The sequence below is a fragment of the Mycobacterium sp. pR1184 genome, from assembly GCF_041287235.1.
In the GTDB taxonomy this organism is placed as follows: Bacteria; Actinomycetota; Actinomycetes; order Mycobacteriales; family Mycobacteriaceae; genus Mycobacterium.
In genome coordinates, this window is the sequence record NZ_JBGGKR010000002.1 from 211867 (window position 1) to 231533 (window position 19667).

General features: G+C 65.6%; 19 protein-coding genes. 8 read left to right on the plus strand and 11 right to left on the minus strand.

Annotated features, from left to right (window positions below; translation table 11 throughout):
* Positions 1-2: 2 nt before the first annotated feature.
* Positions 3-1175, minus strand: a complete 1173-nt coding sequence (locus ACAG21_RS04170; RefSeq protein ID WP_370494735.1) for a Rieske 2Fe-2S domain-containing protein — start codon at positions 1173-1175, stop codon at positions 3-5.
* A 127-nt stretch (positions 1176-1302) separates the two neighbouring features.
* Between ACAG21_RS04170 and ACAG21_RS04175 the strand changes: the two genes are divergently transcribed.
* Complete coding sequence (locus ACAG21_RS04175) at positions 1303-1827, plus strand: gamma carbonic anhydrase family protein (RefSeq protein WP_096290274.1); 525 nt, start codon at positions 1303-1305, stop codon at positions 1825-1827.
* Between the two features lie 36 nt (positions 1828-1863).
* Here the strand turns inward: ACAG21_RS04175 and ACAG21_RS04180 are convergent, their stop codons facing one another.
* The 6 genes from ACAG21_RS04180 to ACAG21_RS04205 form a co-directional block, all read right to left on the minus strand.
* The gene (locus ACAG21_RS04180) at positions 1864-2835 is read right to left on the minus strand and encodes an NHL repeat-containing protein (protein ID WP_370494736.1); all 972 of its coding nucleotides are present in this window, start codon (positions 2833-2835) and stop codon (positions 1864-1866) included.
* 108 nt (positions 2836-2943) lie between these two features.
* Complete coding sequence (locus tag ACAG21_RS04185) at positions 2944-3897, minus strand: NHL repeat-containing protein (protein WP_370494737.1); 954 nt, start codon at positions 3895-3897, stop codon at positions 2944-2946.
* An 80-nt stretch (positions 3898-3977) separates the two neighbouring features.
* Positions 3978-4385, minus strand: a complete 408-nt coding sequence (locus ACAG21_RS04190) for a nuclear transport factor 2 family protein (RefSeq protein ID WP_370494738.1) — start codon at positions 4383-4385, stop codon at positions 3978-3980.
* Positions 4382-5575: a thiolase domain-containing protein gene (locus ACAG21_RS04195; RefSeq protein WP_370494739.1), complete on the minus strand. Its 1194-nt coding sequence runs from the start codon at positions 5573-5575 to the stop codon at positions 4382-4384. Before ACAG21_RS04195 ends, ACAG21_RS04190 begins: the two co-directional genes overlap by 4 nt.
* Positions 5575-6639 carry a thiolase domain-containing protein gene (locus ACAG21_RS04200; protein WP_370494740.1) on the minus strand — a complete coding sequence of 355 codons (1065 nt, stop codon included), beginning with the start codon at positions 6637-6639 and terminating at the stop codon, positions 5575-5577. The genes ACAG21_RS04195 and ACAG21_RS04200 overlap by 1 nt, the downstream gene beginning before the upstream one ends.
* Before the next feature lie 15 nt (positions 6640-6654).
* Complete coding sequence (locus ACAG21_RS04205) at positions 6655-7644, minus strand: Zn-ribbon domain-containing OB-fold protein (protein WP_370494741.1); 990 nt, start codon at positions 7642-7644, stop codon at positions 6655-6657.
* Between the two features lie 70 nt (positions 7645-7714).
* Here ACAG21_RS04205 and ACAG21_RS04210 point away from each other — a divergent pair, with 70 nt between their 5' ends.
* From ACAG21_RS04210 to ACAG21_RS04220, 3 genes are read left to right on the plus strand one after another with little or no spacing between them, the layout of a single operon-like run.
* Positions 7715-8746, plus strand: coding sequence for an LLM class F420-dependent oxidoreductase (locus ACAG21_RS04210; RefSeq protein ID WP_370494742.1), 1032 nt, complete (start codon positions 7715-7717; stop codon positions 8744-8746).
* Positions 8747-8789: 43 nt separating this feature from the next.
* On the plus strand, positions 8790-9506 hold the full coding sequence (locus tag ACAG21_RS04215; RefSeq protein WP_370494743.1) for an acetoacetate decarboxylase family protein: 717 nt from the start codon (positions 8790-8792) through the stop codon (positions 9504-9506).
* On the plus strand, positions 9503-10711 hold the full coding sequence (locus ACAG21_RS04220; protein ID WP_370494744.1) for a cytochrome P450: 1209 nt from the start codon (positions 9503-9505) through the stop codon (positions 10709-10711). Before ACAG21_RS04215 ends, ACAG21_RS04220 begins: the two co-directional genes overlap by 4 nt.
* Positions 10712-10745: 34 nt before the next feature.
* Here ACAG21_RS04220 and ACAG21_RS04225 read toward each other — a convergent pair whose 3' ends face one another.
* On the minus strand, positions 10746-11609 hold the full coding sequence (locus tag ACAG21_RS04225; protein ID WP_370494745.1) for a hypothetical protein: 864 nt from the start codon (positions 11607-11609) through the stop codon (positions 10746-10748).
* Between the two features lie 101 nt (positions 11610-11710).
* The gene (locus tag ACAG21_RS04230; RefSeq protein WP_370494746.1) at positions 11711-12535 is read right to left on the minus strand and encodes a crotonase/enoyl-CoA hydratase family protein; all 825 of its coding nucleotides are present in this window, start codon (positions 12533-12535) and stop codon (positions 11711-11713) included.
* 64 nt (positions 12536-12599) lie between these two features.
* On the opposite strand from ACAG21_RS04230, the gene ACAG21_RS04235 reads away from it, so the two are divergent.
* The 4 genes from ACAG21_RS04235 to ACAG21_RS04250 are packed head-to-tail and all read left to right on the plus strand — an operon-like array spanning position 12600 to position 17412.
* Positions 12600-14243 carry an acyl-CoA synthetase gene (locus ACAG21_RS04235; RefSeq protein ID WP_370494747.1) on the plus strand — a complete coding sequence of 548 codons (1644 nt, stop codon included), beginning with the start codon at positions 12600-12602 and terminating at the stop codon, positions 14241-14243.
* Positions 14244-14247: 4 nt separating this feature from the next.
* Positions 14248-15015, plus strand: a complete 768-nt coding sequence (locus tag ACAG21_RS04240; RefSeq protein ID WP_370495032.1) for a fructosamine kinase family protein — start codon at positions 14248-14250, stop codon at positions 15013-15015.
* A gap of 25 nt (positions 15016-15040) precedes the next feature.
* A complete protein-coding gene (locus ACAG21_RS04245) occupies positions 15041-15865 on the plus strand; it encodes an amidohydrolase family protein (RefSeq protein ID WP_370494748.1) in 825 nt (274 codons plus the stop codon).
* Positions 15862-17412, plus strand: coding sequence for an acetolactate synthase large subunit (locus ACAG21_RS04250; protein ID WP_370494749.1), 1551 nt, complete (start codon positions 15862-15864; stop codon positions 17410-17412). Before ACAG21_RS04245 ends, ACAG21_RS04250 begins: the two co-directional genes overlap by 4 nt.
* Before the next feature lie 24 nt (positions 17413-17436).
* Here the strand turns inward: ACAG21_RS04250 and ACAG21_RS04255 are convergent, their stop codons facing one another.
* Together ACAG21_RS04255 and fadD17 are read right to left on the minus strand one after the other, a co-directional pair.
* Complete coding sequence (locus ACAG21_RS04255) at positions 17437-18150, minus strand: hypothetical protein (RefSeq protein WP_370494750.1); 714 nt, start codon at positions 18148-18150, stop codon at positions 17437-17439.
* 4 nt (positions 18151-18154) lie between these two features.
* Positions 18155-19663, minus strand: a complete 1509-nt coding sequence (gene fadD17 / locus ACAG21_RS04260) for a long-chain-fatty-acid--CoA ligase FadD17 (protein ID WP_370494751.1) — start codon at positions 19661-19663, stop codon at positions 18155-18157.
* Positions 19664-19667 lie beyond the last annotated feature (4 nt).

Consider the following 19667-nt stretch of genomic DNA (forward strand, 5'->3'; position numbering starts at 1 on the left):
CGTCAGTGCTGTTCGGCTGGAACTTCTTCGGCCGCAGCGGCTTCGGCATCCCGTGCCTTGAGGTTCTCGGCAACCTCGACGTTCCAGTGTTCGATGGCGCGAGTGGTGTCGACCTCGATCTCGAAGCGCTCCACCATTTCCGGTTCGACGTCGGCGGCATCGACGTAGAACTGCTGATACCAGCGCCGCAACTGGTACACGGCGCCGTCTTCCTCAACCAGCAACGGGTTGTCGATCCTCGTCTTGTGCTTCCAGATCTCGACGTCCTGCAAAAAGCCCTTGCTGACGCCTTCGGTGAAGACCCTGGACAGCTTCTCGGTCATCTTTTCGTCCATGCCCTTGGGCTTTTCGACGATGACGCCCCACTGCAGCACGAACGAGTTCTGGGTCACCGGGTAGTGGCAGTTGATCAGAATCGATTCGGCCTTGTAACCGCCATAGCTGTTGTGCAGCCAGTTGATCATGAACGACGGGCCGAAGTAGGAAGCCTCGGAATCCAGGTGCGCCTCGCCGTAGGAGGTGCCCAGATCGTTGACGTCCGGCCGCCCCACGTTGTGCAGGTACTGCGAAGCGATGTGGCCCTCGAAGACGTTCTTGAAGTACGTCGGCAACCCGAAGTGGATGTAGAAGAAGTGCGCCATATCGGTGACGTTGTCGATGATGTCGCGGCAGTTGGACCCCTCGATGAGGATGCTGTTCCAGCGCCACTCGGTCCACTCGTCGCTGTGGGCTTCCGGGATGTCCGGAATGCGCACAGCGGGGTCGGGCGGATTGTTCTCGTGGTCGTGCCAGACGAACAGCAGACCGCCGCGCACGTCGGTCGTCCACGAACGGGTACGCGCCGTCTTGGGCGTGCGCTTCGCGTACGGCACGAGCTTGCAGCGGCCATCGCCGCCCCAGCGCCAGTCGTGGAACGGGCATGCGACCTCGTCGCCCTTGATGGTGCCCTCGGACAGGTCCCCGCCCATGTGGCGGCAGTAGCCGTCGAGGACCTTGATGTCGCCCTGCGAATCCGCGAAGACCACCAGCTTGGTGCCGAACGCCTGAATCGAGTGCGGCTTGCCGTCCTGGAAGTCCTTTGCGACGCCCAGGCAGTGCCAGCCGCGGGCGTACCGGGTCGGCAACGCGCCGGGATCGATTTCCCGGATGCCGACCGCTTTAGTGTCGGTACTCACCCTGTCACCTCCAACGTGGTTGCCCTCTAACTAGAACACGTTACAGTTTTCTGACACGGACGCGCAACGACAGCGGGTCTAGCTGCGTTTCCCCGGGGGCGTTTCACGCTTGCGGTATATCTAGACGATGCCACTGTTCGCTTTCGAAGGTCGGGCGCCCCGGATCGATCCGACAGCTTTCGTGGCGCCGACCGCGACCCTGATCGGCGACGTCACGGTCGAGGCCGGGGCGTCGGTCTGGTTCAACGCCGTGCTCCGCGGCGACTACGGCCCGATCGTCGTGCGAGAAGGCGCCAATGTGCAGGACGGATCGGTATTGCACGCTCCGCCGGGCATCCCCGTCGACATCGGACCGGGCGCCACGGTGGCCCATATGTGTGTCATTCACGGCGTTCACGTGGGTTCTGAAGCGATGATCGCCAACCACGCCACTGTTCTCGACGGCGCGGTGATCGGTGCGCGCAGCCTGGTCGCAGCGCATTCTCTGGTGACCGCCGGCACGCAGATTCCGGCCGGCGTTCTGGTAGTCGGAGCGCCTGCTCAGATCAAGGGCCCGATCGCCGGAACGGGTGCCGAGATGTGGATCAACCTGAATCCGCAGGCCTATCGCGATCTCGCGCAGCGGCATCTCACCGGGTTGGAACCGATCTAGACCATCGGGATCAATGCGAAAGCTAGACCATCGGGATCAATGCGAAAGTTCGGTCGGCTGATATCCGGCCGGCAGCTTCAGCACCCGGTTGCGGAAGTCGACCACATACACGTCATCCTGCGGCCCGACCGCGATCCCATAGGGCGCGAAGAGATCGCCGAAAGGCAACACCGACACCGTGTTCGAGCCCGCCGTCAACCGCAACACCCGATTGTTGTTCAAGTCGGTGACGTAGACGCTGTTGCTGCGATCGATGGCCACGCTGTTCGGAAAGTTCAGGCCGGTAAACGGCAGAATGACCGGGGTGGTCGTGCCCGCGGCCAACTTCTGCACCCGATTGTTGCCGGCGTCGGCGACATAGACCGCGTCAGCGCTGTCGACTGCGAGATCGTAGGGCTGGTTGAGACCGGTGAACGGAACCGGAACCTGAACGGTTGAGCCGGAGGGCATTTCGAGTACCTGGTTGTTCTTGAAGTCGGCCACGTAGACGTTGCCGACGCTGTCTGCCGTCACACCATGGGGCTCGGTCAGGCCGGTGAACGGAAGTTCGATCTGCGTCTTGGTGCCGACGGGAAGCTCCAGCACCCGCTTGTTGTATTCGTCGACGACATAGAGATCACCGTTGCGGTCCGTGGCCAGACCGGCCGGACGGTTCAAACCCGTGAACGGCAATTCGATTGGCGTATTCGTGCCGGCCCGCAACTCGAGCACCCGGTTGCCGCCCGAGTCGGCGACATACACGTTGCCGGCGCTATCCACTTCCACCCCTTCAGGATCCGCGAGGGTGAACGGCAGCACGACCGCGCCAGACGTGGGCGCAGCGCTTGTGGTCGTGGTCTGGGTGGACGATGCGCTGCCTGCCGACGTTCGCGCGAAGGCGAGGTACCCGGCCACGGCGACGACCGCAATGACAACGACGGCCGCGGCGGCCATGATCGTCAGCGGTGGCCGTGACCGCCGTTGCGGCTTGGCCTTTGCGGGTGTCTCGAACTCCCAATCGTCGTCCATGCGCCCGGCTCCTCAACCACCACGGTGTTCGCGACACCAGGACACTACCGCGCGGCTTTCCCGGCGCACAGCAACTTCAGAAGAAAAGCGCTGACCAGAAATGCCCGTTCAACTTTCCACTGGTACCGTCTGATATCCCGCGGGCAATTTGAGGACCCTGTTGTGGAAATCCGCGACGTAGATGTCGCCCGGTGGGCTCACCGCCACCTCGAACGGGGCGACTAAATTGCTGAACGGCAGCTTCGACTCGGTATTGGAACCCACCGAGAGCTTGAGCACCCGATTGTTGTTCAGGTCCGTCACGTACACGTTGCCGCTGTGGTCGATCGCCACACTGTTCGGGAAGTTCAGACCAGTGAACGGCAGGTCGACCGGGGTGCTCGATCCCGCCGCCAGTTTCACCACCCGGTTGTTGCCGGCGTCGGCGGCATAAACGGTGTCGGCCTCGTCCACGGCTAGGTCGTAAGGCTGGTTGAGGCCGCTGAATGGCAACTCAACCTGAGTATTCGAGCCCGCGGGCAATTCCAACACCCGATTGCCCTTGAAGTCGGCGACAAAGACAGTCCCGCGGCTATTCACCGCCAATCCATGAGGCTCTTCGAGCCCGGTCATCGGCAATTCGACCGGTGTGCTGGAGCCGGCCGGCAATTTCAGTACCCGTTTGTTTGTCTGGTCGACCACATAGAGGGCATTGTGGCCGTCCACCGCTAGACCGCCCGGCTCTTTGAGTCCGGTGAAGGGGAGCACGATCGGCTTGTCAGAGCCGGCTTTGAGCTCCCACACCCGGTCGGTGCCCGAGTCGGAGACGTACACGTTGCCCGCACCGTCGACCTCCAGCCCGTCGGTATCCACGAGCTCGAACGGCAGGGCGGTCGCGGCGGATTTCGCCGCAGGCGTCGGACTGGGCTTTACGGAGGCCTGGGTTGCTGATGTCCGGCCGGACAATAGGTAGACGGCGACCGCCGCGAGGATCACCAGGGTTGCCGCGCCGGCAATGGAGAGCATCCGCAGCCGCCGGTGCGACCGACTCGTTGCGGGGGTTTTCGACCTGATTTCGTCCATGGGAACCAGGAGAGTAGCGCGCGACGCCGCACGGGCACAGGAAGATCCAGGTGAATTCCCGGAACGGGTTTGCGGACGACCTAGATCTTGCGGGTATTGGCCGCAGCGCGGTCCATCTCCCAATAGGCCCGCAGGGCAACCAGTTTGCCCTCGTCGTTGGCCTTGTAGGTGAACACGCCTTCGGCCGTCGTCTGGTAGTCGCCCGTCGTGATCAGGATGTGGCCGACGTTCGCTTCCTCGTTGCCGCATTGGTAGGTATCGCGGAAGAAGAACTCGATCTTGGTGGTAGGGGCGATGGCCTTGTCCCAGAACGCCGAGATCGCGTCGCGGCCGCGGTGTCCCTTACCTTCGGGATCGAAGGCCGACGGCCCGATGGGATCCTCGACGATGGCGTCGTCGGTGAAGACCTCGAGCCAGGCTTGTTTATCCCTGGCGGCGACCGCCTCGCGCGAGCGACGGCCCGCCTCGTGGGCGGGAGTTTCGCTCACGCGCTGACTTTCTCGGGCTTGTCGGCACCGACCACCCACATGGAGTAGTACTGCGAGCCACCGCCGTAGGCGTGTCCCAACGCTTTTCGGGCGTTGGGGACCTGGTGGTCGCCGCCCTTGCCCATCACCTGGATGGCCGCCTCGGCGAAGCGAATCAGGCCCGACGCGCCGATCGGATTCGACGACAGCACCCCGCCGGACGGGTTCACCGGCAGCTTTCCACCGATCTTGGTCTCGCCGGCCTCGGTGAGTTTCCAACCCTCACCCTCGGGGGCAAATCCCAGGCTTTCCAACCACATTGGCTCGAACCAGGAGAACGGCACGTAGATCTCGGCGGCATCGATCTCGTCGATCGGGCTCTTGATGCCGGCCCCCTCCCACAGTGCCGCGGCCGCGTCACGGCTGGCCTGCGGGCTGACCTGGTCGCGGCCCGAGAACTGCAGCGGCTCGGTGCGCAGCGCGGTCGCGTGGATCCACGCCACCGGCTCTCCCTGCGCCAGACGGGCTTCGGCGATCTCCTCGTTACCGATCACGACCGCGGCGGCACCGTCGGACGATGGGCAGGTCTCGTCGTAGCGGATCGGGTCCCACAGCATGGGGGACTCCATCACCTTTTCCACGGTGATGTCGGGCTGGTGCAAGTGCGCCAGTGGGTTGCGGGCCCCGTTGAGCCGGTCCTTGACCGCGACGATGGCACCGATGTTCAGTGGTGCTCCCGAGCGGCGGATGTACGAGCGCACGTGCGGGGCGAAGTATCCACCCGCGCCCGCGCCGACCGGTTTGATGAATGGGATCGGAATCGACAACGCCCACATGGCATTTGACTCCGACTGCTTCTCCCAGGCCATCGCCAGCACGCGCTTGTACTTGCCCGATTGGACCAGGCTGGCCGCCACCACCGCGGTGGATCCGCCGACCGATCCCGCGGTGTGCACCCGGATGAGTGGCTTGCCGGTGGCGCCCATGGCGTCGGCCATGAACAGCTCGGGCATCATGACGCCCTCGAAGAAGTCGGGCGCCTTGCCGACCACTACCGCGTCGATGTCGTCGAACGTGGAACCGGAGTCGGCCAGCGCCCGGTCGATGGCCTCACGCACCATGCCGTTCATCGAGACGTCTTTGCGCTTGGCTACGTACTTCGTTTGCCCGGTACCCAGTACCGCGGCGAGGTGCGCTCCTGCACCGGCCATCAGTTCTTTCCTTCCATGACCGCGACCAGGTTCTGTTGCAGCGCAGGCCCGCTGGTGGCGTGCGCCAGCACCCGATTCGCAGAACCGTCCCAGATGTGTTGTGCGGCAAATCCGATGCGTTCGAGACCGGCAACGAACATGGGGTTGGCCGACAGCGCACCGCCGGACGGATTGACTTTCGTCTTACCCGGGATCCGAATGGCGTCCGTCAGGATCAGGTGCTGGTGGGTGAACGGCGCATGGATCTCGGCGACGTCGAGGTCGGCGGTGGTGCCGCCGGTGGCCGCCTTGGTCGCGGCCCGCGTCGACGGAGAGTCGGTGAGGTCGCGCGCGCCGAGCACCGGGGTTTCGATGCGATGCTCGATTCCGGTTATCCAGGCCGGGTTTTCGCGCAACTCGCGCGCGCGGTCGTCGGCGGCCAGCACGATCGCGGCGGCGCCGTCGGTGATCGGAGCGATGTCGTGCCGGCGCAGCGGATCGGCGAAGAAGGGCCGGTCCAGCAGGCCTTCGACGTTGACTGCCGATTCCACCTTGTCGACCCGGCGGGCGTTGGCGAATGCATCGAATGCGACTCGGGCCATCTGCATTTCGGTCCACTTGCCGGAGTCGAGTCCCAGGCGGGCCTGCAGCCCGGCCACCGACACCGAGTCCGGCCACAGCGGCGCGACGGTGTAGGGGTCGGTCTGCCGGGACAGGATCTGGCGCAGGATGCCGGCCGAAGACTTGCCGAAGCCGTACACCAGCGCGGTGTCCACCTCGCCGGTCAGGATCTTGATGTAGGCCTCGTAGAGGGCCCAGGCCGCATCCATCTCGACGTGCGATTCGTTGATCGGCGGCACGGCGCCGATCGAGTCGATCGCCGAGATGAACGAAAAGGCCCTTCCGGCAAGGTAATCGGACGATCCCGAGCACCAGAATCCGATGTCGGTCCGGGCGATGCCCAGCTCGTCGTAGAGCTGGGCGAAACACGGAATCAACATCTCGACGCCGTTGGTGGTGCCGTCAGTGCGGCGGACATGCGGGGCGTGGGCAAAGCCGACGACCGCAACATTGCGTTCGCTCATGTGCAGGTAAGCCCTTTACAGGTGGTGCTTGTAGGTGTCGTACTCGGCGTCCGGTTCACCGGTGGGCCGGAAGTACTCGATGTTGTCGATGCCAAATCCCCATTCTTCCCGGGGTTTCCACACCGCTTCCACTCGCATGCCCATCCGGACCTCGTGCGCGTCGATGTCGGCGACCAGATGCAGGAACGGGATGTCGGCGCCGTCCAACAGCACATAAGCGGCCACATACGGCGGCTTGATGCGCTGTCCCTGGAACGGGATGTTGATGATCGCGAACGTTGTCACGGTGCCCTTGTCCGGCAGCTCGACGAACTCGGTCGTGGGCTGACCGGTGGCCGGGTCCGCGCCGTGCGGCGGGAAGTAGACCTTGCCGTTCTTTCCCGTCTTGGCGCCCAGCAGCTTGCCTTCCGCGATGGCGCGCAGGTAAGCGCTTTCCTCGTGCGAGGCGCTGTGCTGAATGGTCAGCGAGACCGGTGTGACGATCATCGTGACCGGGTCCTGGTCGCTAGGGGGTCCCTCGGGCTCGGCGTCTTCGCCCAGCGCGAAGTAGGCGATGTCGGTGATGGAGCCCACCGTCTCGTCGGCCCAGTGCACATGCACCCGCGCGCCGGTCTTGATCTTGTCCGGTGCGCCGGCGTCGACGGCGTGGATCATCGCGGTGTCGGCGCCGTCCAGCTTGATCAGGGCCCAGGCGAACGGCCGGTCCAGCGGTTCGCCCCCCAGCGGCTCGGCCTGCCAGGTCCAGGAGACCACGGTGCCGACCGGTGAGACCGGTACCATCTCGCCCAGCGGTTCGTAGGTGACCGGGTCGTATTCCGGCGGTGGCACATGCACCCGGCCATCCGATCCGCGCACCCCGAGGACGCGACGCTCACGTAGTGCGGTGAAGAAATTGCTAAGCGTGGTACCGACTGAACGGGTGTAGTCGAAGGCCAGAGTTAACGGCGCTGAGAGGGGCGGCTCGGAGTGATCGATCGTGGTCGGGCCGCTCGAAGTGGCTGTCACGCCATCGAGTAGAACAGGTTCTAAGAACCGTTTCAATATCGGGTCCGGTTCGGCCAGGAAAGGCGGAGACATGAAGCTGGGTTTGCAGCTGGGATATTGGGGCGCTCAGCCGCCGGAGAACCACGGCGAGCTCGTGGCCGAAGCGGAGGCCGCCGGATTCGACGCCGTGTTCACCGCCGAGGCATGGGGTTCGGACGCCTATACGCCGCTGGCCTGGTGGGGTTCGTCGACGCAACGAGTGCGGCTTGGCACGTCGGTCGTTCAGCTGTCCGCGCGCACACCGACGGCGTGCGCGATGGCCGCGCTCACTCTCGATCACCTCTCCGGTGGCCGGCACATTCTCGGGCTCGGGGTGTCCGGGCCGCAGGTCGTGGAGGGCTGGTACGGCCAGTGGTTCCCCAAGCCACTGGCCCGCACTCGTGAATACATCGACATCATCCGCCAGGTGTGGGAACGCAAGGCGCCGGTGACCAGCGACGGCCCGCACTACCCGCTGCCGCGGACCGGCGAGGGCACCAGCGGCCTGGGCAAGCCGCTCAAGCCGATCACCCACCCGCTGCGCAGCGACATCCCGATCATGTTGGGCGCCGAGGGACCGAAGAACGTTGCCCTGGCCGCCGAGATCTGCGACGGCTGGCTGCCGATCTTCTACACGCCGCGGATGGCCGACACCTATAACGAGTGGCTGGACGAGGGCTTTGCCCGGCCGGGCGCCCGCCGCAGCCGCGCGGACTTCGAGATCTGCGCGACGGCCAACATCGTGATCACCGAGGACCGCAGCGCCGCATTCGCGGCCATGAAGCCCTACATCGCGCTCTACATGGGTGGAATGGGTGCCGAGGACACCAACTTCCATGCGGACGTGTATCGCCGGATGGGCTACGCCGAAGTGGTCGACGACGTCACCAAGTTGTTCCGCAGCAACCAGAAGGACAAGGCCGCCGAAATCATCCCCGACGAGGTCATCGATGATGCCGCGATCGTGGGCGACGTCGACCACGTCCGTAAGCAGATCAAGGCATGGGAGGCAGCCGGCGTCACGATGATGGTCGTCTCCGGCCGCAGCGCCGAGCAGGTCCGGGAGCTCGCCACGCTCGTCTAGACAGTTCTTGCTACATGTCAAGACCACGCTCTAGATTGACCGGATGACTGTGTCGCAGCACACCATCGCGGGCACCGTCCTCACCATGCCGGTGAGGATCCGCAAGGCAAATCAGCACATGGCGATGTTCTCGGTGGACGCCGACGCCGCCCAGCACCTGATCGACTACAGCGGCCTGCGGGTCTGCCGTTACCTGCCCGGGCGTGCGGTCGTGGTGCTGATGCTGATGCACTACATCGACGGCGACCTGGGCCAGTACTACGAGTTCGGCACCAGCGTCATGGTCAACCCGCCGGGGTCGAACGCGAGCGGGCCGGCTGCGTTGGGTTCGGCCGGCGCGTTCATCCATCACCTGCCCGTCGACCAGGCGTTCACCCTGGAGGCGGGGACGAAAATCTGGGGCTACCCGAAAGTCATGGCGGACTTCGCGATTCGCGAGGGTCGTAAGTTCGGGTTCGACTGCACGGTCGATGGGCAACTGGTGATCGGAATGGACTTCCGTCCGGGCCTGCCGATTCGGTTGACCCCGCGTCAGCAGGCACAGCGCAGCTACTCGCACCGCGACGGAATCACCCGTGAGACCGCCTTCGAACACACCCTGGACGGGGTGCGGACGCGGCTTGGGGGTGTGAGCGTCCGGCTGGGCGATCACCCGTATGCGAAAGAACTTGCTTCGCTTGGTCTTCCGAAGCGCGCGATGTTGTCCAGCTCTGCTGACCAGGTTCAAATGACATTCGGCGATGCCCAGGAGATCTCATGACCGCTGTTGGACTACCGACCAAACCCGACGTCGACCTGACCGACGGCGCTTTCTACGCCGGTGACTCCCGGCCCATCTACAAGTGGATGCGCGAGAACGAGCCGGTCTTCCGGGACCGCAACGGGTTGGCCGCCGCCTCGACGTATCAGTCCGTCATCGAGGCCGAGCGCAACCCCGAGCTGTTCTCGAACGCCGGCGGCATCCGACCCGACCAGCCGGGCGTCGAGATGATGATCGAAATGGACGACCCGCAACATCTGTTGCGCCGCAAGCTCGTCAACTACGGGTTCACCCGCAAGCGGGTCAAGAACCTGGAGGCTTCGATCACCTCGTTGTGCGACACGCTGATCGACGCGGTGTGCGAACGCGGCGAATGTGACTTCGTCTGGGACCTGGCCGCGCCACTGCCGATGGCGGTCATCGGCGACATGCTCGGAGTGCGTCCCGAGGAACGCGCGATGTTCCTCAAGTGGTCCGACGATCTGGTCAGTTCCTTGAGCAGCACCGCGGCCGAGGCCGACGTCCAGGTCACGATGGACGCCTTCGCCACCTACAGCCAGTACATGATGGGCATGATCGAGGAGCGCAAGAAGGAGGCGACCGACGACCTGGTCAGCGTGCTCGTGCACGCGGAGGTCGAAGGTGCACGGCTCGAAGACCACCAGATAGTCACCGAGGTGCTGCTGCTGCTGATCGGCGGCGACGAGACGACGCGGCACACGCTGTCCGGCGGCACCCGTCAACTGCTGTTGCACCCCGACCAGCACAAGCGCCTGGCGGGGGATTTGAGCTTGCTGCCCAACGCAATTGAAGAGATGCTGCGCTGGACCGCGCCGGTGAAGAACATGGCGCGCACGATCACCGCCGATACCGAGTTCCACGGGACTGCCCTGCACGAGGGCGAAAAGATGATCCTGCTGTTCGAGTCGGCGAACTTCGACGAGAAGGTCTTCGACGATCCGGAGAGCTTCAACATCGAGCGCTACCCGAACAACCACCTCGCGTTCGGCTTCGGCACACACTTCTGTCTCGGCAACCAGCTCGCCCGGCTCGAGCTGTCGATCATGCAGACGCGCCTGCTGCAGCGCCTGCCCGACATGCGGCTGGCATCTCCGGACGCGCCGCTGCCGTTGCGTCCGGCGAACTTCGTGTCCGGCCTGGAGCAGATGCCGGTCACCTTCACCCCGAGCGCGCCGCTTTCCTAGCCCGTCACCGCCGAACGTGCTCTGACTGCGACTTCTAGGCGACTTTTTCGCGCTGAGAGCACGTTCGCCGAGACCAGGCCGCTGCGACTCGGCGCAGGACACCGCCAGGGACGTCCTCGACGGTGACGCGCACAATGATCCAGCCGAGTTCGGTCAGCGCGTCGAAGCGCGCGATGTCCCGGTTGAATTGGCGGCGATCAGTCCGATGGTGATCACCCTCGTATTCGACGCCGACTTTGAGGTCCTCCCAACCCATGTCGAGCACGGCCACGAGTTCGCCGTACGGGCCGTAGACCGGGATCTGAGTCCGCGGCCGTGGATATCCGGCCTCGACGAGAAGTAGCCGCAACCATGTCTCGCGCGGCGATTCGGATCCGGCGTCGACCAACGTCAGCGCAGCTCTGGCGCGCCTGACGTTGCGATGCCCTTTGTAGCGTTCGGCGATCAGCTCGACGTCGGCGATATCGAGCTTGGTGGCCCTCACCAAAGCGTCGATGGCGGCGACGGATCGGCTGATCGGGTAGCGGCAGGCCAGATCGAAGGCGGTTCTTGTCGGCGTCGTTACCCTCATGCCGTCGAGCAGCTGTGTCTCGTCGTCAGCGACGCGATCCAGCCAGGTACGAATTCCCGGCGGCGGCCGACGGTGTTGGTACAGCAACTGAGCCGGTGCCCGATCATCGACCCATTTGGCGCCGTGCAGCACCGACGCGGACTGCCCCGCGACGATGCCGCGCCGCCGCGACCACAGCCACGCGGCACGAGTACGGGTCGTGGCGCTCAGTTCCGCGCCGGCCGGCAGGTAGACGTCGGGGTGAACCGCGACGAATCGGCTACGCAGCTGATACGCCGTCAGGGCGCCGGACTTGACGGCCTCGCTGCCGATGAATGGCTCACGCACGCAGGCAGTGTGGGCCTGGGGTCCGACAAGTTCGCCGAACGTGCTCTGACTGCGAAGAATCAGCCGAAATCTCGCAGTGAGAGCACGCTCGGCGCTAAGCGTCAGCGGTTCTGGAAGTTGGGCTTGCGCTTCTCGGCGAACGCCCGCGGGCCTTCTTTGGCGTCGTCGGACAAGAACACCTTGATACCGATCTGGGTGTCGATCTTGAACGCGTCGTTCTCGTGCATGCCCTCGGTCTCGCGAATGGCCCGCAGGATCGCCTGCACGGCCAGCGGGCCGTTGTTCTCGATCAGCTCGGCGATCTCGAGTGCCTTGGTCAGCGCCTGGCCGTCCGGCACCAGGTGCCCGATCAGGCCGATCTCCTTGGCCTCGGCGGCACTGATGTGCCGACCGGTCAGCAGCAGGTCACAGGCCACGGTGTAGGGGATCTGGCGCACCAACCGGACGGCCGAGCCGCCCATCGGGTACAGGCTCCACTTGGCCTCGGAGATGCCGAACTTGGCGCTCTCACCCGCGACGCGGATGTCGGTGCCCTGCAGGATCTCGGTGCCCCCGGCGATCGCGGGCCCTTCGACGGCCGCGATCAGCGGTTTGGTCAGCCGGCGACCCTTGAGCAGGGCGTCGATACGTGACGGGTCGTAGCTGCCGTCTTTGAACGACTCGCCCGGCGGTTTTTTAGTTGCTGCCTTGAGATCCATGCCCGCGCAGAAGTAGCCACCGGCCCCCGTCAGGATGCAGCACCGGATGTCGTCGTCGTTGTCGACGCGGTCCCAGGCCTGCACCATGATTTCCATCATTTCGGTGCTCAGCGCGTTGCGAGCGTGCGGTCGGTTCAGGGTGACGATGAGTGTGTGACCGCGCTGCTCAACGATCGCGTCGGGTCCCGCTGGTTCGTTTGCTGGCGCTTGACCTGTATCCGGGGCCACGGCTACCGCCTTTCCCTCCACATCGAGTACGAACTTGTCAAGAAATGTAACACGTTCTAATTTGGTGGCCGTGGCCCTGAATATTGCCGATCTTGCCGAGCACGCCATCGACGCTGTGCCGGACCGTGTCGCCCTGATCTGCGGCGACGAGAAGCTGACCTACGCCCAGTTGGAGGAGAAGGCCAACCGCCTGGCCCACTACCTGATCGACCAGGGGGTGAAAAAGGACGACAAGGTCGGGCTGTACTGCCGTAACCGCATCGAGATCGTCATCGCGATGCTCGGCATCGTGAAGGCGGGCGCCATTCTGGTGAACGTCAACTACCGCTACGTCGAGGGCGAGCTTCGCTACCTGTTCGACAACTCCGACATGGTCGCCCTGGTCCACGAGCGCCAATACTCCGACCGGGTGGCCAACGTGCTGCCGGACACCCCGAACGTCAAGACGATCCTGGTCGTCGAGGACGGCTCCGACAACGACTACCAGCGCTACGGCGGCGTGGAGTTCTACTCGGCGATCGAGCAGGGTTCGCCCGAACGCGACTTCGGCGAGCGCAGCGAAGATGACATCTACCTGCTGTATACGGGTGGCACCACCGGCTTCCCGAAGGGCGTGATGTGGCGCCATGAGGACGTCTACCGGGTGCTGCTCGGCGGAACCGACTTCGCCACAGGCGAATTCGTCGAGGACGAGTACGACCTGGCCAAGGCCGCCGCCGCCAATCCACCGATGATCAACTATCCGATTCCGCCGATGATCCACGGCGCCACCCAGTCGGCCACCTGGAGGTCGATCTTCTCGGGCCAAACCACCGTTCTCGCACCGGAATTCAATGCCGACGAGGTCTGGCGCAACATTCACGAGCACAAGGTGAACATGCTGTTCTTCACCGGCGACGCGATGGCGCGCCCGCTGCTCGACGCGCTCGACACCGAACACGACTACGACCTGTCCTCGCTGTTCATGCTGGGCAGCACCGCGGCGCTGTTCTCGCCGAGCATCAAGGAAAGGCTGCTCGAGCTGCTGCCCAACCGGGTCATCACCGACTCGATCGGCTCCTCGGAGACCGGATTCGGCGGCACCAGCATCGTCGTAAAGGACGCGCCGCACGCCGGCGGGCCGCGCGTGACGATCGACCACCGCACCGTCGTCCTCGACGAGGAAGGCAACGAGGTCCAGCCGGGCTCCGGAGTCCGTGGATTCATCGCCAAGAAGGGCAACATCCCGGTCGGCTACTACAAGGACGAGAAGAAGACCGCGGAAACGTTCAAGACCATCAACGGGGTCCGCTACGCGATCCCCGGCGACTGGGCGCTCGTCGAGGAGGACGGCACCGTCACGATGCTGGGCCGCGGCTCGGTGTCGATCAACAGCGGCGGCGAGAAGATCTACCCCGAGGAGGTCGAGGCGGCGCTCAAGGGCCACCCCGACGTATTCGACGCGCTGGTGGTCGGCGTTCCCGACCCCCGGTACGGCCAGCATGTGGCCGCCGTCGTGCAGCCTCGTCCGGGCACCCGGCCGTCGCTGGCGGAACTGGACCGCTTCGTGCGCTCCGAGATCGCGGGTTACAAAGTGCCACGCAGTCTTTGGCTCGTCGACGAGGTGAAGCGTTCACCAGCCGGCAAGCCGGACTACCGCTGGGCCAAGGAGCAGACGGAGGCGCGTCCGGCCGACGACGTGCACGCCGCTCACGCGACGACCGCCTGACGCCCTGACCGACTTCGTCAAACAGCACGCCGGCGCACCTTCGGGCTACTTCGCCTGGGAAGCCGCGGGACTGCGATGGCTTGCCGCGGTCGACGGCGGTGTGCCTTGCGCGCCGATCGTGTCGGTTGACGCGACGAGCCTGACCCTGCGGCGCCTCGAGTCGGTGCGTCCCGATCCGGCGGCGGCGCATTCCTTCGGAGCCCGACTGGCCGTCACGCACGACGCGAGTGCTCCGGCGTTCGGCGCCGGTCCCGACGGCTGGGATGGCCCGGGTTTCTTCGGCCCGTTGTCGCAGCCGTTGCCGATGTCGCTGCGCCACCATCAAAGCTGGGGCGACTACTACGCCGAAGAGCGGTTGGCTCCGATGCTCGAGCTCGCCGCGGGCGGGCTCGACGAGCCGGCCCGGTCCGCGATCGGGGCGGTGATAAGGCGTTGCCTGGCAGGCGATTTCGACGACGGCGACCGGCCAGCCCGCCTGCACGGCGATCTGTGGAGCGGCAACGTGATGTGGACACCAGGCGGCGTGGTCCTGATCGACCCGGCCGCGCACGCCGGGCATCGCGAGAGCGACCTGGCGATGCTCGCACTATTCGGCTGTCCGCACTACGACGCCGTCATCGCGGGCTATGAGCAGGTGCGAACGCTGCAACCGGGGTGGCGCGACCGCGTCGGCCTGCACCAGCTTTACCCGCTGCTGGCACATGTCGTGCTGTTCGGAGGCGGGTACGCCCAGCGCACCCACGCTTGTGCCCGCGCCGCGCTGGCCCTCTGAGGCCCGCGGCTACTGTTGAGTGGCGATGACGATCGATGTGTGGATGCAGCACCCCACTGCGCGGTTCCTGCGCAGCGACATGCTGGCGTCTTTACGTCGCTGGACAGGCGGCGCGATCCCGGACGCCGATATCCCGATAGACGTCACCGTCGCGGCGATGGACGCGGCCGACGTCGGCTTCGGGCTGCTCAGCGCGTGGTACGGCCCCCACGGTCAGGACCTGGTCTCCAACGACGAGGTCGCCGAGTGGGTTCGGTTGCACCCGAACCGGTTTGCCGGTCTGGCGACCGTCGACCTCGATCGCCCGATGCAAGCGGTCCGCGAGCTGCGGCGCCGGATCGGCGCAGGATTCGTCGGTCTGCGGGTGGTGCCCTGGCTGTGGAACGCGCCCCCCACCGATCGCCGTTACTACCCGTTGTTCGCCGAGTGTGTCGAGGCCGGCGTTCCGTTCTGCACCCAGGTCGGTCACACCGGACCGCTGCGCCCCTCGGAGACCGGGCGCCCGATTCCCTACATAGACCAGGTTGCGCTGGATTTTCCTGAGCTGGTGATCGTGTGCGGACATGTCGGCTACCCATGGACCGAGGAGATGGTGGCCGTCGCGCGCAAGCACGAGAACGTCTACATCGATACCTCCGCCTACACCATTGAGCGGCTGCCGGAAGAACTGATCCGGTTCATGAAAACCGGTACCGGACAACGCAAAGTCCTCTTCGGCACCAACTACCCGATGATCACGCACACGCACGCTTTGGCCGGGATCGACGCACTCGGGCTTTCCGGCGCGGCCCGACATGACTTTCTGCACGGCAATGCCGAACGCGTATTCAAACTGGAGGCAATCAGGTGAACGGTGCGCAGGCTCTGATCAACACCCTGGTCGACGGCGGCGTGGACGTGTGCTTCGCCAATCCCGGCACCTCGGAGATGCATTTCGTGGCGGCGCTGGACACCGTTCCCCGAATGCGGGGCGTGCTAGCCCTTTTCGAGGGCGTTGCGACGGGCGCGGCCGATGGCTATGCCCGCATCGCCGAGCGTCCGGCGGCAGTGTTGCTGCATCTGGGGCCAGGATTGGGCAACGGCCTGGCCAACCTGCACAACGCGCGCCGGGCGCATGTGCCGATGGTGGTCGTCGTCGGCGACCACGCCACCTATCACAAAAAGTACGACGCCCCACTGGAATCCGACATCGACGCGCTCGCGGGCAGTGTCTCGGGATGGGTGCGCCGCACGGCTACCGCCGCCGATGTGGCACTCGACGCCGCCGAGGCGCTCGCGGCGAGCCGGTCCCGCTCGCAGATCTGCACGCTGATCCTGCCGGCCGACGCGTCCTGGTCGGAGGGCGCCCAGCCCGCGCCAGCACCGCCCGCGCGGACGGCGAGTGCGGACCCGCTGCGCAGGCCCGAGGTCGCGGAGATCCTGCGATCGGGGGAACCGGCGGTGATCATGGTGGGCGGTGATGCGACCCGCGGCCCCGGGCTGGCCGCCGCCGCGCGGATCGCGGAGGCGACCGGGGCTCGCTGGCTCTGCGAGACGTTTCCGACGCGCCTGGAACGCGGCGCCGGCGTTCCCGCCGTCGAGCGGTTGGCGTATTTCGCCGAGGCCGCCGCGGCCCAACTGGACGGCGCCAAGCATCTGATCCTGGCCGGTGCCAAATCTCCGGTGTCGTTCTTCGCCTACCCGAACATGCCCAGCGACCTGGTACCGGCGGGTTGCGGGGTGCACGTGCTCGCCGACTACCTCGGTGCGGCCGACGCACTGAGCGCGCTGGCCGACGAGATCGCACCCGGCACGGTTGCGCCCCTGGCCGCCGCGTCGCGTCCACAGCTGCCGACCGGTGCGTTGACCTCGGCATCGGCGGCCGACGTGATCGGCGCGCTGCTGCCCGAACGTGCGATCGTCGTGGACGAATCGAACACCTCGGGCTTGATGCTGGCTCAAGCCACCGCCGGGGCGCCGGCGCACGATTGGCTGACGCTGACCGGTGGGGCGATCGGCTACGGCATCCCCACCGCGGTCGGTGCCGCGGTGGCCGCCCCGGACCGACCGGTGCTCTGCCTGGAATCCGACGGGTCGGCGATGTACACGATTGCCGGGCTGTGGACGCAGGCGCGCGAGAACCTCAACGTGACCACCGTGCTGTATGACAACAGCGCCTACGACATCTTGCGGATTGAGCTGCAGCGCGTCGGTGCCGGTTCCGCCCCCGGTCCCAAAGCCCTTGATCTACTTGATTTATCGCGTCCCACAATGGATTTCGTCAAGATCTCCGAGGGTATGGGGGTACCGGCCCGCCGGGTGAACACCGCCGAGGAGTTCGCCGATGCGTTGCGCGAGGCGTTCGCCGAACCCGGGCCGCATCTGATCGATGCGGTGGTGCCGTCGATTACCGGCTGAGTCCCCATGATTCGGCCAGATCCGTCAATACCGGGCCAGCACGGGCAGCCGGCTGACAAGCCAGTCCGTCAACGTATTGACGACCTCGACTCCGGTTTCGAATCCGCCGTCGGGGACCTCGGCGGCCACTGCCACGCCCCAATCCCCGGCGGGCGTGGGGAGGATCCCGAATTGCCGTACCAGGTACTCTCCATCGGTGCCCGGGCCCCAACCGCCTTTGGCCGCAGCGCCATTGGCGGCCAGGCCCCAGCGGTGGTCGGGCGTAAGGTCGGACATCAGCTCGATTACGTCCGCCGCGCCCGGTACCGACGGCAACTCCGCGGCGAATCGCGCTTGCCGCTGCAGTGTCCACTGCGTCTGGCCAAATGCGGTGTAGCCGCGACGAAGTCGCCGCGATTCGACCACCGTCGCGGTGTCGCCACCTTCGGCGACGACGCCTTGTACCTTGCGGGCCGCGTCCACCGGTTCGCCGAGCAGCGACCACAACTGTTCGGATGCGCGATTGTCGGATTCGGTGATGGCCTTGACCGCCAACTCGCGGGCGTTGAGCCAATCGCTGCGCAACGCCGCGATCGCCAACGGCACTTTGATCGTCGACCAGGCGACGCCCGACCACCACCTGCCCAGTGAATAAGTCCGGTCCGGACGCGCGATCGCCACGCCGATGTTGGCCGGTACCGCGTCGGAGAGCTGTACAAAACTCGCTTCCAGCGCGAGCTCCAGGGGCCGGGACGTCATAGGGCTATCGGGGTATCGGCCATACCCGATCATGACAGTCGGTACCTTCGGCCGCCAACTGGCGTTTGAGCACCTTGAATGTCACCGTGCGCGGCAGCTCCGCGCTGATCCGGACGTACGACGGCCATTGTTTGGGCCCCAGGTCGGGCTGCTCGGCCAGGAACGCCCGAAATTTCTCGACGTCGAACTCGCTGCCCGGTGCCATCACCAAAGCGGCCATCACCTGGTCACCGACCACCGGGTCGGGGATCGCATAGACCGCGATCTCGGCCGCGTCGGGGTATCGCAGCAGCACCCGTTCGATCGGTGCCGCACCGAGGTTCTCGCCGTCGACCCGCATCCAATCACCAAGGCGCCCAGCGAAGTAGGCGAATCCGTCCTCGTCGCGATAGGCGAGGTCGCCGCTGTGGTAGATCCCACCGGCCATTCTCTCGGCCTCGGCGGCAGCGTCGTTGTAGTAACCCTCGAAACGGCCCGGCCCGCTGGTGTTCACCAGTTCGCCGACGACTCCCGCCGGACAGGACTTGCCGGTCTCAGGGTCGACGATGTCCAGCCCCTCGGTCAGCGGTCCCAATGCGCCCGCCGGCGTATCGGGTGTGCGGGCGATCGCGATGCCGCCTTCGGTCGAGCCGAACCCGTCCTGCACCTTGCAGCCGAATCTGCGTGCGAACCGTTCGATGTCGGTGGGCACGCCCTCGTTGCCGTACACCGCCCGCAGTGGATTGTCCGCGTCGTCGGGTTGCTCCGGCTGGGCCAGCACGTAGGACAGCGGCTTACCGACGTAGTTGGCGTAGGTCGCGCCGTAGCGGCGGACGTCAACCATAAAGTTGGATGCAGAGAACTTGCGCCGCAACGCCATTGAGCCCTGGCACGCCGCAGCCACTGCCCAGCCGACCAGAACCGCGTTGGAATGGAACAGCGGCATCGACACATAGCAGACGTCGTCGCGGCCGAGGTCGAACCGTTGTGCCATCGTCGTTCCGGCGATCGCGACCTTGCCGTGGCTGCACTTCACCGCCTTCGGCTCACCGCTGGTGCCCGAGGTGAAGATCAGCATGAAGAGGTCTTCGGCCGACGCTGACTGGAACCGCAACTCGGCATCGCGATGTGCGTCGACTTCGGCCACCCACTGCGCCGAATCGACGTTCAGGTGATCGATGTCATCCAGTGTCGCAGCGGATTTCGAGTCGGCCAGGACCAGCTGGCAGTCGGCCCGGCTGATATCGCGGGCCAGTGCTTCGCCGCGGCGCACCGAGTTGAGACCGACCGGCACAATCCCCGACATCCCGGCCGCGGTCAATATCGCCGAGAAGAACGGCGTGTTCTCCAGCAGTACACCGACGTGCGGCGGCCGGTTGGGGTCGAGCCGATCGCGCAGCGTCGCCGCGATGGCGGCACCGTGTCGCAGATGATCGCGCCAGCTGGTGAACGACTCCTCGAAGTAGATTCCCCGGTCGTCGATCTCGGCCAGCGGCTCCAACAGCTTGGTGACCGTCGGGTCGGCCGGAATCACGAAG

Coding starts and splice junctions, on each gene's coding strand:
- ACAG21_RS04175 (WP_096290274.1), top strand. CDS start 1,303: ATGCCACTGTTCGCTTTCGAAGGTCGGGCGCCCCGGATCGATCCGACA.
- ACAG21_RS04180 (WP_370494736.1), bottom strand. CDS start 2,835: ATGGACGACGATTGGGAGTTCGAGACACCCGCAAAGGCCAAGCCGCAA.
- ACAG21_RS04185 (WP_370494737.1), bottom strand. CDS start 3,897: ATGGACGAAATCAGGTCGAAAACCCCCGCAACGAGTCGGTCGCACCGG.
- ACAG21_RS04195 (WP_370494739.1), bottom strand. CDS start 5,575: ATGGCCGGTGCAGGAGCGCACCTCGCCGCGGTACTGGGTACCGGGCAA.
- ACAG21_RS04200 (WP_370494740.1), bottom strand. CDS start 6,639: ATGAGCGAACGCAATGTTGCGGTCGTCGGCTTTGCCCACGCCCCGCAT.
- ACAG21_RS04210 (WP_370494742.1), top strand. CDS start 7,715: ATGAAGCTGGGTTTGCAGCTGGGATATTGGGGCGCTCAGCCGCCGGAG.
- ACAG21_RS04215 (WP_370494743.1), top strand. CDS start 8,790: ATGACTGTGTCGCAGCACACCATCGCGGGCACCGTCCTCACCATGCCG.
- ACAG21_RS04220 (WP_370494744.1), top strand. CDS start 9,503: ATGACCGCTGTTGGACTACCGACCAAACCCGACGTCGACCTGACCGAC.
- ACAG21_RS04245 (WP_370494748.1), top strand. CDS start 15,041: ATGACGATCGATGTGTGGATGCAGCACCCCACTGCGCGGTTCCTGCGC.
- ACAG21_RS04255 (WP_370494750.1), bottom strand. CDS start 18,150: ATGACGTCCCGGCCCCTGGAGCTCGCGCTGGAAGCGAGTTTTGTACAG.